The sequence below is a fragment of the Treponema sp. SP13 genome (assembly GCF_050938355.1).
Taxonomy (GTDB): domain Bacteria; phylum Spirochaetota; class Spirochaetia; order Treponematales; family Treponemataceae; genus Treponema_D; species Treponema_D socranskii.
This window is the reverse complement of record NZ_JADOVM010000002.1, coordinates 253,403-266,397: the sequence shown is the minus strand read 5'-3', so window position 1 is coordinate 266,397 and position 12,995 is coordinate 253,403. Positions and strand designations below refer to the sequence as shown.

At 52.9% G+C, this 12,995-nt stretch carries 11 protein-coding genes; 7 read left to right on the top strand and 4 right to left on the bottom strand.

Translation table 11 applies throughout. The annotated features are described in order from the left end of the window. From IZU26_RS05365 to IZU26_RS05350, 4 genes are all read left to right on the top strand, one after another. Entirely contained in the window at positions 1–654 is a 654-nt protein-coding gene (locus tag IZU26_RS05365) for a hypothetical protein (protein WP_433277354.1), read from the top strand. 80 nt (positions 655–734) lie between these two features. After that, positions 735–1,361, top strand: coding sequence for a tRNA (guanosine(46)-N7)-methyltransferase TrmB (trmB, locus tag IZU26_RS05360; RefSeq protein ID WP_433277583.1), 627 nt, complete (start codon positions 735–737; stop codon positions 1,359–1,361). A gap of 6 nt (positions 1,362–1,367) precedes the next feature. Next, entirely contained in the window at positions 1,368–3,326 is a 1,959-nt protein-coding gene (gene ligA / locus IZU26_RS05355; protein WP_433277352.1) for an NAD-dependent DNA ligase LigA, read from the top strand. A gap of 8 nt (positions 3,327–3,334) precedes the next feature. Then, entirely contained in the window at positions 3,335–3,958 is a 624-nt protein-coding gene (locus IZU26_RS05350; RefSeq protein ID WP_433277350.1) for a hypothetical protein, read from the top strand. A gap of 5 nt (positions 3,959–3,963) precedes the next feature. Here IZU26_RS05350 and IZU26_RS05345 read toward each other — a convergent pair whose 3' ends face one another. Genes IZU26_RS05345 through recO form a run of 4 tightly spaced genes read right to left on the bottom strand, consistent with a single transcriptional unit; the run spans position 3,964 to position 9,284 of the window. Beyond that, entirely contained in the window at positions 3,964–4,983 is a 1,020-nt protein-coding gene (locus IZU26_RS05345; protein WP_433277348.1) for a M23 family metallopeptidase, read from the bottom strand. Then, entirely contained in the window at positions 4,976–7,129 is a 2,154-nt protein-coding gene (gene recJ / locus IZU26_RS05340; protein WP_433277346.1) for a single-stranded-DNA-specific exonuclease RecJ, read from the bottom strand. Before recJ ends, IZU26_RS05345 begins: the two co-directional genes overlap by 8 nt. A gap of 26 nt (positions 7,130–7,155) precedes the next feature. Further along, the gene (locus IZU26_RS05335) at positions 7,156–8,508 is read right to left on the bottom strand and encodes a thymidine phosphorylase (RefSeq protein ID WP_433277344.1); all 1,353 of its coding nucleotides are present in this window, start codon (positions 8,506–8,508) and stop codon (positions 7,156–7,158) included. Further along, positions 8,505–9,284, bottom strand: a complete 780-nt coding sequence (gene recO / locus IZU26_RS05330) for a DNA repair protein RecO (RefSeq protein ID WP_433277342.1) — start codon at positions 9,282–9,284, stop codon at positions 8,505–8,507. Before recO ends, IZU26_RS05335 begins: the two co-directional genes overlap by 4 nt. A 105-nt stretch (positions 9,285–9,389) precedes the next feature. Here recO and IZU26_RS05325 point away from each other — a divergent pair, with 105 nt between their 5' ends. From IZU26_RS05325 to pnp, 3 genes are all read left to right on the top strand, one after another. Continuing rightward, the gene (locus IZU26_RS05325) at positions 9,390–10,217 is read left to right on the top strand and encodes an FAD synthetase family protein (protein WP_433277340.1); all 828 of its coding nucleotides are present in this window, start codon (positions 9,390–9,392) and stop codon (positions 10,215–10,217) included. A 10-nt stretch (positions 10,218–10,227) separates the two neighbouring features. Continuing rightward, the gene (gene rpsO, locus IZU26_RS05320) at positions 10,228–10,497 is read left to right on the top strand and encodes a 30S ribosomal protein S15 (protein ID WP_016520482.1); all 270 of its coding nucleotides are present in this window, start codon (positions 10,228–10,230) and stop codon (positions 10,495–10,497) included. A 400-nt stretch (positions 10,498–10,897) separates the two neighbouring features. Next, positions 10,898–12,994, top strand: a complete 2,097-nt coding sequence (gene pnp, locus IZU26_RS05315; RefSeq protein ID WP_433277338.1) for a polyribonucleotide nucleotidyltransferase — start codon at positions 10,898–10,900, stop codon at positions 12,992–12,994. Position 12,995: the final 1 nt, after the last annotated feature.

Sequence of the window (12,995 nt, the reverse complement as noted above, 5' to 3'; positions counted from 1 at the left end):
ATGAAATCGTACGCACTTCTTTTTGCGTTTATCGCTTCTCCGCTTTTTTTTTCCTGTGCGCTTTCGCCGCCGGATGTGCGTTCGGTGCGAGCGGCTTCGGTCTTTGAATATACCGACGACGTTTCCTATCCGCGTATGCGCCTTGCGGTTTTTACAGAAGCGACAAGCGACGTGAGGAGAGTCGAAAGCATCCGTATCGTATCGAACGAGACAGGCTGGGAGTGGAAAGCGGTCGGCGTCGATATTTTCGAATCGGATGCGAAGATGTGGGCGGGCTATACGAATTTCGTTGCTCCCGGCGATACGGCGATCCCGCAAGGAGCGTACTCGCTTTTTTATACGGATGCGCTCGGCGATGAGGCGAAAAGCTCTTTTTCCGTTTTTTATCCCGCTTCTCTTTTGCACACGCGAGCAGGGGCTGTAAAGGATCTGCTCGGTAATGCGGCAGGCGAACGGGTTGCCGTCTACGATGCCCAAGACGTCCTCATCTATTTCGATGCGCGTAAGAGCGAGTGGAGCGGAAACGATGCCTTGTGGCAAGAAATGGAAAACGCTTCCCGCATGCGGCTTTGTTTTTTAAATGCGGATAAATCGGTGCTGTGTTTTATGCCCTTTATCGATCGCCCTGAAATCTCGTCGGCGAGCGGGGAGTGAGCGTTTTGAACGAGGCGGGCGTATTTGAAGAAAAGCGGCCTTTCCGTGACGTAAAAACCTATGTCGTGAGAGCTTCTCGCATGACCTCGGCGCAAAAGCGCAATTATGCGGAACTTGCTCCGAAGTGGTGCGTTCCGTACCGGGAATCGCTTATCGATTACACTGCTCTTTTCGGAAACGACAATCCCGTCACGATCGAAATCGGTTTTGGCATGGGAAGCGCGACGGCGGAAATCGCTTTTAACAATCCCGATAAAAATTATATCGGCATCGAAGTACATAAGCCCGGCATCGGAAAGCTGCTCGGCGAAATCCGATCGCGCAGTTTGGAAAATCTCCGCATCATCGAAGGCGATGCCTCCGCCGTGCTTTCGAATATGATCGCCGACGCTTCGGTTTCCGCCTTTCACGTATTTTTTCCCGATCCGTGGCCGAAAAAACGTCATCACAAACGGCGTCTCGTGCAGCGGCCGAGAACCGATCTCTTCGCATCGAAGCTCGAAGAAGGCGGTTATTTTTACATGGTAACCGATTGGAGCGAATACGCGGACTTTGCGCTTTCGGAACTTGCCGCAACGGAAGGATTTGTCAACGCGTATGAGGGCTTTGCCGAAAAAAAAGCGTGGCGGCCCGAAACGAAATTCGAAATGCGCGGAAGACGCGAGGCGAGAGAAATCCGCGAGTTATATTTTATTAAACGACGATGAGGGTGTATGGACGAACTGTTTGCTTCCGATACGGCGGAAGCGCAAAACCGCGCATCGGAAACGGAGCAAAAAAAGCGCATTGCCGAACTTCAAAAATCGATACGGCGCTATCAAAAATCCTATTATAACGGCGAAGGCGAAATAAGCGATGAAGCGTTCGACGCGCTGTGGGATGAGCTTAAGTCTCTCAATCCTTCCGATCCGCTCTTAAAAAAGATCGGGCAGGATTCGGGCAATTTCGAAAAAGTCCGACACATCATGCCGATGGGAAGCCAGGAAAAAGTCGCAAATCCCGAACAGTTTTTAAGCTGGGCGCAAAAGCACGACTACGGCGAATACCTTGTCGAATACAAACTCGACGGCGCTTCTCTCGAATTGCAATACGAAAAAGGAAATCTCGTGCGCGCCGTAACGCGGGGCGACGGTACGATCGGAGACGACATTACGGCAAACGCAAAAAAGATGAAAGGCGTCATCATGACGCTTCCGTGTGCGGAAGACTTTACCGGAGCCGTGCGCGGCGAAGTGATTATGACGCACGGCGTTCACCGCGCGAAATACGGCGATAAAGCGAATTGCCGAAACGCTGCGAACGGCATTATGAAGCGGAAAGACGGCACGGGAAGCGAAGACTTGGAGATGATCGCATACGACGCGTGGGCGGCAGAAGGAGAGGCTCCGTTTCGGGACGAAGAGGAAAAAATCGAGTGGCTTTCATCGTGCGGTTTTACCGTCGTGCCCCTTGCAATCTGCAAAACAGCCGATGAAGTGGTCGCATATCGTGCGGGCGTCATGGAAAAGAGAAAATCGCTCGACTACGACATAGACGGTCTTGTCGTCAAAGAGCGGACGATCCGCAGGGACGATGCGGCGAGAGCGCGCCCCGAACGGCAGATCGCGTTCAAATTCAGTCTCGAAGAAGCGGTGTCCGTCGTCCGCAGCGTCGAATGGAGCAAAAACGGCGGAACCTATACTCCCGTCGCGATTTTCGATCCCGTAGAACTTGCCGGTACGACCGTGCAGCGCGCAAGTCTTGCAAACCCCGATACGATGCGCGCCCTCGGCGTTGCAGTCGGTTCATCCGTCGTCGTCGTAAAGCGGGGAGAAATCATTCCGAAAATCGAAAGCGTCGTTCCGAACGAAAATGCGACTTTTCCCGTCGTCTTTCCGAAAACCTGCGAAACTTGCGGCACTGCTCTCGTCGATGAAGGTTCTCGCCTTTTTTGTCCGAACAAGTCGTGTCCGAAGCGTGTGCTGCACCAGCTTTTGAAATGGGTGCAAATCGTCGATATCCGCGATTTGGGAGAAACGCTCGTCACTTCTCTTTTTAATGCGGGAAAGCTCTCTTCGATCACCGATATCTATTCCCTTACCGTCGATGTGCTCACGCCGTTTTTTTTGAACGAAGAAAGCATCACTGCGGAAAAAGAATCGCTCGGAGCGGTAAAGGTCGTCTCGTCGATCGGAAACAGGAGACGCATAAGCCTTTCGGCTTTTGTCGCGGGATTCGACATCGAAAGGATAGGGGAAACGATGGCGGAAAAACTCGTCGCCTCGGGTTTCGACACGCTCGAAAAACTTTTGCAGGCATCCGAAGCGGACATAGCCGGCGTATACGGTTTTGCCGAAAAGACGGCGAAGATTGCGGTCGAAGGGCTTTCCGAAAACGCGCTTGAAATGCGTTCCCTCGTTTCTTCCGGGACGATAGCGATCATAGAGCAAAAAGCCGGAGTCTTTGCGGGAAAATCCTTTTGCTTTACCGGAGAGCTTTCGACGATGAAGAGAGCCGATGCGGAGAGCCTTGTCAAAGAGCGGGGCGGCATTTGCAAATCGTCGGTGACGAAAGATTTGTCTTATCTTGTCACAAACGATAAAGAAAGCGGTTCGTCGAAAAACGCAAAGGCCGCGAAATTCGGCATTCCTGTTATCGACGAAAAAGAATTTATTAAAATGGCAGAGGGTTAGGGCGAAATATGGCGCGGGAGAGAACGGCAGGCTATTTTATTTTCAATGCGGTCTTTGCGTCGCTCCTCATTTTATTTATCGTGTTCGCCGTCGGCTTTGCAAACTGCTTCGGAGCCGCCGAAAGGCTTCCCGTTATCGAGCGCTATGAAATCATGCGGATTTTACTGTATGGGACGAGTACCGGCGCCGACGGTGAAACCGTGAGCGCTTCCGTTTCGATTCTCGACACGAGCGGCAACGAATGTGCGCGGATCGAGCGTTCGTGGCGGGGTTCCGCGCTCGCAGTCGATTTTAAAAGCGCTCAATTTTCGGGCAAGCGTTTTTATTTTCCGTGTGAACTCTACGGCAGGGAAACCGTATCCCCTTCTTCCGCCTTGTTCCGCAGGCGCGGCACGGAACTTTTCCGCTATTACAACGAAAACGGACAGTGCATGCTTTTGGGAGCCTCTTCGCCTTTTGAAAGGCGGCGCGATCTGTACGCGCTCGCCCGCTTCGCTTTCTCTCCGTTTTCCACGTTTGCTTCAGGCTTTTCGAAGGACTATTCGGCGGATCTCGCGCAGTGCCGTTCGGGTGTTTATTACAGCGTCATCGTCGGTACGGACGGAACGCTGAAAATCGAAGCGACGTATTGACTGTCCTATTGCTGTTTTGTGTACGCGTAATCGCCGGTAAAAAAGTCCGGAGAGACGGCGCACATATTGAGCCGCACTTCCCAGTGCAGGTGAGGACCGGTCGCAAGCCCCGTTTTGCCCGAAAGCCCGAGCACATCTCCCTGTTTGACGTTCTGTCCTTCTTTGACGTTTAAAGCGCTCAAGTGATAGTAGAGGCTGTATAGACCCGGCGCGTGGGCGATGACGACGCTGAAGCCCGTCGTAATGCGGTTTTCCGCCATGACGACTTTTCCGTCAGCGCAGGCGGCGACGCTCGTACCTTCGGGAATTCCGTAATCGATGCCGTAGTGCGCGGACGTCGCCGATTTTCCGTCCGTATAGCGGTAGATGCGCCTGTCGCCGAAAAGCGATGTCTTCCTCGTGTCCTGTGCGACGGGGGGCACAAAGGGCTTTACCGTGTAGACGTCGGAAAGGATGACCGTCCCCAAAAGCGCGTTCAGCTTTTCGATCTGTGCGACGCGCTCGGGGCTCGTATTCGTTCTGATTCCCGTGTTCCGCGCATCGAGTGCTATCGTTTCGCTGATAAAGTCTTTTTTAATAACGGTGATCGGAAGCGTAAACTCTTCGGCTTCCGCACCGAATGCGCTGTAGATGACTTTGATCGTATACGCTCCGTCTGAAACCCACATCGAAACCGGTACGTATGCTAAAAGCTCCTGTACGTTTTGCTTTTTCGCTTTTTGATTGATATAAAAAAATTGTGCCGAATCGATTTTTTTCGTTTCGGTGCGGAGTTCCGCTTGGGCGATCGTGTCTTTGACGGCACGCTTTCGCTCTTTTCCCCGAAGCGTCATCCGAACGACGATCGCGTCTCCGGGCTCGGCTTTGGAATTATACTGCACGTCGAGCGTGCACGCGCTTCCTTCAAACGAAGCCGTATCCGCTGATGTATAGGACGCGCAGAGAAGCGCAAAAATCGCGATACGGAAAAATTTCGAAAAAATTGCCAGAGGTGAGTTTTTCGAGATGCCCTTAAACTTATGCATGTCCGTGTTCTCCCGACCGAACGAAATCGGTGATTATCATTTGCGGCGTTACCGCTCCGTTGAAAGTATTTCTGTTCATCGAATACAAAACGTCGAGCGCATCGCCTTTGTTGAAGTCGCGTCCGAGCCGCTCTCCTTCGCCCCAAAAGAGCGCGGGGAATTTATATTTTCCGCAGTCGAACGTGATTTTCAAATGACGCCGTTCGCTTTTGCCGATGAGGGAGGCGTCGAATACGGGAAGCGCTTTCGATAAAAAAACGATTTCGCGGTTGCCTTCGCCGAAGGGTTCGAAAGCGTCGACAACCGAGAGAATTGCGGGCGAAAGGTAATTTGCAGGAAGTTCCGCGTCCACGTCGAGGGTATCTGACTCGGAATCGAGGGCGATGTGCGAAACCGCGTTTTTAAGCTTTTCGGTAAAAAGCGGAAGTTTTTCCCGCGGGAACGAAAAGCCCGCCGCGCAGTTGTGTCCGCCGTAGCTTGTAAAGATATCGCCGAGTGAGGCGAGGAAGTCCGTCGCATTGAGGCCGCGGCAGCTTCGCATCGAACCGACCGCGACGTTTCCGTCGATAAAGGTGATGACGATCGCAGGCGTTTTATATTTTGTCATAAGGCGCGAAGCGAGTATGCCCGTAACGCCTTTATTTATCCGTTCGTCGACGACGGTGCAAAATTTTTTTTCGCAGTGCTCAAAACTTTCTTCCGCTTGGATTGCCGTCACACTCGCCGCATCTCCGACAAAGGCTTTTCTTTTTTCATTGAGTTCGATGATCTCTTCGGCTCTCTTTTCCCTCACGGCGGCATCGGGCGAAATGAGCATTTCGAGGGCGGAGTTCGACTGTCCCATGCGGCCTGCGGCGTTGAGAGCAGGGATAACCGTCCACGACAGATCGGAAGAACTTATCTTTTTTCCCGCGACGGAAAGACGCGAAAACAATTCGGCGAGTCCCGGCCGCACCTTCCCTTCGTTTATCGCGTCCAATCCCGCCCTCACGAGAATTCTGTTTTCGTCTTTTAGCGGCATGATATCGGCGATCGCGGCGATGGCGACGAGTTCGAGATCGTTTTGCCGGTCGGCAAGCTTTTGCTTCGTTTCCATTTTCTTTTCGGCAAAACTTACGAATATATTGTAAAAGCCGTCGATTTCGCTTATCGGCTGCGAGCTGTATTTTGCGATGCGGGAAGCGTCCTTCGCTTCGAGGAGGCTCATGCGCGAAAGAGAGGGGATGAGTTTTGAAACTTCCGGACGGAGATCTGCCGTATTGAATTCGACGCCGCGTCCGAATACGGCGGCAAGCTGTTTTTTGATCGCCTCTTCGTTCCACGTAAAAATCTGCGCGCCTTTCAAAAATTCGGGAAGTTTCGTCTGTGCTATCGATATGCCTCCGCCCCTTATGTGCTCCGAAAGGGATGCCGTGCGGACGAGGTTTTGCACTTTTACGCAGTCGATGTATACGCCTTCCGTTTCGGCTGGCCTCACATTCAAAAGCGCGATTTCCGCTTTGTACAATTCCGATTCGCTGAAGCGGAGCGCTTCGACGAGCTTGTACGAAACCGCCGCACCCGAAATATCGGCAAAGGAATAGCCCGAATCTTTTACTTTCGGGTCGAGAATCGCAGAGGCATCGGGAAGCGTTTCGGGAGGATTATGGTGATCGGTGACGATAACGTCGATACCGAGCTCTCTCGCGTGCGCGATTTCGGCCGCATTTGAAATGCCGCAGTCGACCGTTATGATGAGCGAACCGTAGTCTTTTGCAAAGTCGTCGACCGTCTGCATCGAAAGACCGTAGGCATCGTCTCCGACGGGAAGCCGCCACGAAACGTCATAGCCGCTCCTTTGCAAATACGTGTAGAGGATGGCCGTCGCGCTTACGCCGTCGACATCGCGGTCGCCGAAAATCAATATCTTTTCGCCCTCTTCTTTTGCACTCGTAATGCGGTCGACCGCGTCTTCCATATTTGAAAACAAAAAAGGGTTGTGCAAAAAGCGCAGATCGCTTTCTTTAAAGTAGAGCACGTCGTTCGCCTGCGTAATGCCGCGCCGCACCATAATCGAAGCGGTGAGCACGTCGACGCCGTACAAGTCACACAGCGCTTTTACCGCTTCCCTCGATACCTCTTTTTTACACCATTCTTTCAAAATCACAATCCTTTATCAATGTGGTCAATTTTTTACTGCCGTATCGTTTTCAGTATGAGCGGTTTTTTATCGGGAGCCGTGTCGGAGTAGGCGAGTGTGTCTTCGATTTTTCGTTTCGCGCTCGTAAGACACGCTTCGTCTTTTCCGTATATGTCGAGGATGCGATCCCCCTTCTGCACGAAGTCTCCCGTTTTCGCATGCACGATAAAGCCCGCGTCGGGGCATACGGCATCGCTCGTTTTGTTTCGTCCGACGCCCAAATCGATCCCCGCAAGACCGACTGAAAGAGAGTCGAGCGTGAGAAAGCCGCTTGTTTGAGCTTCGAGCGATGCGTGATGGGGCGAACGCCTCTTTCCGATTTCCGAAAGGAGCTTTGCAGGATTCCCGCCCTGGTCTTCGACGTTTTGCAAAAACTTTTCGCGCGCCGCCCCCGATTCGACTGCATGTTTGCATTGAGCGAGGGCGTCCGCTTCCGTTTTCGCTTTGCTTCCGAGCAAAAGCATTTCACTGCAAAGCGCGTACGTTTCTTCCATAACGTCTTCGGGTCCGCGTCCTTCGAGACACTCGATCGTCTCTTCGATTTCGAGAAAGTTTCCGACTTTTTTTCCGAGCGGCGTGTCCATGCCGGTGATGAAAGCGGACGCTTTTTTGCCCATAGCGGACGCCGTTTTTACGAGCGAGAGAGCGAGGGATTCCGCATCGTACATCGATTTCATAAATGCGCCCGAACCGCACTTTACGTCGAAAACGAGCGCATCGCTTCCTTCCGCAACCTTTTTCGATAATATACTCGACGTGATGAGAGACACCGATTCTACGGTTCCCGTCACATCTCGGAGCGCGTACAAAAGCCTGTCGGCGGGGACGATCTTTTTCGTTTGCCCCGTCATCGCAAAGCCGGTCTTAGCGATAAGTTTTGCAAAGGTTTCAGGGGTGAGATCGGTTCGATAGCCTTCGATCGATTCGAGTTTGTCGAGAGTGCCGCCCGTATAGCCGAGCGCGCGCCCGCTCATCATCGGAACCTGTACGCCGCAACACGCCGCGATCGGCGCAAGCGGGAGCGAAATCTTGTCTCCGACGCCGCCGGTTGAATGTTTATCGACAAAGGGGCCGGAAAGACGGGCGGCTCTCAAGTCGATGACATCGCCCGAGCGGAGCATGACGTCGGTGAGCATACCCGTTTCTTCGAATGTCATGCCGTTAAAATAGATCGCCATAAGCCACGAAGCGATTTGATAATCGGGAATCGTCCCCGCGACATAGCCCGAAACCATAAACGCGATCTCTTCGCGTGTGAGAGCGGTACTTTGTGCGATCTTTTGCGTTCCGTCTTCGCCGCGGACAAAGGTGCCGCGTTTTTTTGCAATGATATCCGTCGCTTTCATAATATACCCATCCCTGTTGCAAGCGATTGTAATTTTGTGCCGGCCGCCTGTTCCGAAAGAAAAAAGACGAGCCGTTTGAGCTCTCCGAGCGCTCCGTCCGACAGTTCGAGTGCACGAGAGTCGTGCGGACTCAAATGCGAAACCGCGTCGAGATAGCGTACGGCGTCTAAAGAAAGCGTAAAGCGGTGCGCGCTTTCGTTTCGGTCGGCGCACGAAGGGCAGAAAAAACCGTTTTCAGCCGCATTGTATACTACCGCATCGCCCGTCAAATTTCCAGTGTCAAAACTGCGAGCGCACGACGCGCACGATGAAGCGTCGCTTTGAATGCCGAGCAGTTCCATATAGCGCCATAAAAAGCGGACGAGACCCCGCTCGCATTGACTGCCTTGTGCGATTTCAAGACCGTCGAAAAATCCCGACGCGAGGCGCCAGCACGATTCGAAACTGCCGGCGCACTTCGTTTTGATGACGAGTTCCGCCGCGAGAGAGGCCGCATAGGACTTGTAGAGGTTTTCGCGGAACGAAAGGTGATAGCGTTTTACATCGAAATCCGATATCTTTACGTTGCGTTCGAAATTGTCCGCTTCTTTGCAGTAAAAATACGCCGTACCCGCGTTCCACACGGAAACGAGGGAGCGCAGTTTGCTCTTTGCCCCTCCGTAGAGCGTCGCGTAGACCGTGCCGCGCTCTTTTGTCAAAAAGCAAACCGAGCTGTTAAGTTCTCCGAGCGGCTTTACCGAAAAAACGATCGCCTCCGTAACGTAATTTCGCGGCATGGTTCTATGATAACCGGAATAGCGCGTTTTGTACATTGTCCGCACTCTGCGGCACGTATTTTTTCGGCGCGACATTTTTTTCGAAATGTGATAGAGTATGCCGTCATGATACGTTTTACGTGGGAAGAGATCGAAAGTGTCATCGCCGGAAAAAGGGATGTCCCCGATGTGTTCGCGCGCGGTACGGCGCTCACGGTCGGCAACTTCGACGGCCCTCATATCGGGCACGATTCGCTGTTCGCCCTCGTCCGAGCTGAAGCGGAAAAAGACGGCCTTACACCCGGTGTCGTCGCGTTTAAGCAATCGCTCGGCGCTTTCAAATCCGAGGGATTTTACGAGGGTGATCTTTCGACGCTCGCGCAACGGCTTTCGGTCATAGAAGCGCGCGGCATGGCGTTCGCGATACTGATTGACTTTTCCGATAAATTCGGTAAAATAGAAGGACGCAGTTTTTTATCGATGCTCGTGCACGGCTGCGGCATGAAATTCATCGCGGAAGGATGGGATTTCCGCTGCGGTTACCGCGGTGCATACGGCATGAAAGAAATCCGCGCGTTTTCCCTCGAAAGCGGCATCGTTTCGGAGTTTCCGGAACCGACGCTGTATGAAGGTGAGCGTGTAAGCTCTTCGCTTATCCGTCTGCGTATTTTCGAAGGTGATATCCGTTCGGGCGAAGCCATGCTCGGCAGAAAATACGTGCTCGACTGTTCGGCTTCCGTTTGGAAAAAGGACGGATGCGCGCTTACGGCAGAACGAAGCGCTTTTGCGCAAGTGCTGCCCGAACGCGGTACTTACGGCGTTCGGGTCATAGCCGACGGATATACAGCGGAAGCCCGCTTTACGGCAGAATCTCATATCCTTCGCCTTGAGAATTTGCAAAAAGACGTGCGGCATATAAAGGCTGTAGAATTTATAAGAACGATAAAAGAATAGGAGTATACGAATGGCACTCTCGAAAGAAGCGGCATCCGCCGTTATCGCAAAATACGGTGTAAACGAACACGACACCGGCAACACAAAAGTGCAGGTCGCCCTGCTTACCGAACGCATCCAGCAGCTCACGGAGCACGAACGCGCCTTTCCGAAAGACAAAAGCGCAAAGCGTGCGCTGCTGAAAATCGTCGGTGCTCGGCGGAAGCTCTTAAAATATTTCGAGCGGACAAACCTCGAAGCGTACCGCTCTCTTATCAAAGAGCTCGGTATCCGTAAATAACGCAAGCAAAAAAGCCTGCATGACCGCTTGCTCTGGCGGCGCAGGCTTTTTTTATAGGTCGAATGTCGAGTTTGGAAAGTATCAGCTACTAAAGCTGTGCTTACGGTGAGAACCCGTCCGCTTAGCCGCGGTCGAGCTTTTTAAGACAGGCTTCCGTAAGCCTAACGCTCGAAACGGCACGCAGCCGGAACCTCGCCGTAAGCATAATTTAATTTACTTTCCAAACTTGCCCTTCAGTTGGTGAGCAAAGAGGATGGAAAATTTCGAGTTTCGAAAAACTCGAAATTGAACCTTAAATAGCTTTTGCGATATCGGTCGGCATTCCGGCCGATGCACGTGAACATGAATTTTATTGATTAGTAATTTCGGAAAAGAACGACAAAGAATTGAGAAGGACAAGATGGTACAAAGAGTAACTGCGAGAGTCGGAGACGCCGACTTGATTTTGGAGACGGGAAGGATAGGCAAACAGGCAAACGGCTGCGTATTCGCTCAGTGGGGCGGAGCGGCGGTCATTGCGACGGTGTGCGCATCGCACGATGCGGTTGAGGGTATGGATTACGTTCCGGTCACCGTCGATTACAACGAAAAATTTTACGCTGCGGGAAAGATTCCCGGCGGCTTTGTAAAGCGGGAAGGGCGGCCGAAAGATAAAGAAATCCTCGTCTCGCGCCTTATCGACCGGCCGATGCGGCCACTGTTCGAAATGGCATTCGGACGCGAAATTCAAATCGTGCCGACCTGCGTTTCCGCCGACGGCGTTCATACGCAGGATATCATTGCGGTTATCGCGGCGAGCGCTGCGGTGACGATTTCGGACATTCCGTTTCACGGGCCTGTCGCCGCCTGCCGCGTCGCATATTTGAACGGCGAATACGTCGTCAACCCGACGTTTGCGCAAATCGAAAAGGCCGATTTGGAAATCGTCGTCGCGGGTACAGCCGAGGGCTTTACGATGGTCGAAGGCGGCGCGAACGAAGCGTCGGAAGACGTGATGCTCGGCGCGCTCGAAAAAGCGCAGGGCTTTATCACGGAGATGTGCCGACTGCAGGAAAAGCTGCAAAAATTGTGCGGCAAAGAAAAGCTTCCGCTCGCGCCTCTTTCGGTGACGCTTGCAAATGCGGAAGCGATCGAAGCCGAAGCGACGCCGCTCATGAAAGAAGCGTGTTTCCGTGACGGCAAAATGGAGCGGAGCGCCGCAGTCAAAGCGGTCAAAAATAAAATCGCCGAAAAATACGCCGAACAGCTTTCGGACGAAGTGCAGAAAAAACTCTTCGGCGCGCTCATGGACGACATTCAGTATAAACTGCTGCGCAAAGCGATTCTCGACGAAGGCGTGCGCATAGACGGACGCAAGTGCGACGAAATCCGTCCGATCACGTGCGAAATCAACGTGCTGCCGCGTCCGCACGGTTCGGCACTCTTTACGCGCGGCGAAACGCAGTCGCTCGCGGTGACGACGCTCGGTACGACGCTCGACGAACAGGCGTACGACGATATCGACGGAAACAGAAGCGAACACTTTATCCTGCACTACAATTTCCCGCCGTATTCGGTCGGAGAAGTCGGCAGGCTTATGACCGGCCGCCGCGAAATCGGACACGGAAACCTCGCCCGCCGCTCGCTCGCGCCTATGGTGCCGGGCAGAGACGAATTCCCGTATACGATCCGCGTCGTTTCGGAAATCATGGAATCGAACGGCTCGTCATCACAAGCATCTACTTGCGGCGGTTGTCTTTCTCTGCTTGCCGCCGGTGTGCCGATGAAAAAGATGGTCGCGGGCGTCGCGATGGGGCTCATCACCGACGGACCGAAATACGAAAAGTATAAAATCCTTTCCGATATCCTCGGCGAAGAGGATCACTTGGGCGATATGGATTTTAAAGTCGCGGGAACGAAAGACGGCATCACCGGTTTCCAGATGGACATAAAGATTGCGGGTGTTTCGACCGAAATCATGCGCGAAGCGCTCGCTCAGGCAAAAGCCGGCCGCTTGCATATTTTGTCGATTATGGAAAAGACGATCGATAAGCCGCAGCCGATCAGCCGCTATGCGCCGAAGATCATTTCCATGAAAATCCCCGTCGACAAAATCGGTGCGCTCATCGGACCGGGCGGAAAAAATATCAAAGCGCTCTGTGCCGACTACGATGTTACGATCAATACCGACGACGACGGAACGGTTACGATTTACGGAAAGACGGGTACTGCCGCCGAAGAAGCGAAAAAAGCCGTCAAAGGCATCACCGAAGATCCGGAGCCGGGAACGATCTACAACGGAACCGTCAAGCGCATTATGGACTTCGGCGCCTTCGTCGAAATCCTTCCGGGAAAAGAAGGGCTTTGCCATATTTCAAAGCTTTCGCATTCCCGCGTCGAAAAAGTTACCGATGTGCTTAAAGAAGGCCAGCAGATTCCCGTAAAGCTGCTCGAAGTCGATAAGATGGGACGGCTGAACCTTTCGTACATCGACGCGCTCGACGAACAGGCGAAATAAC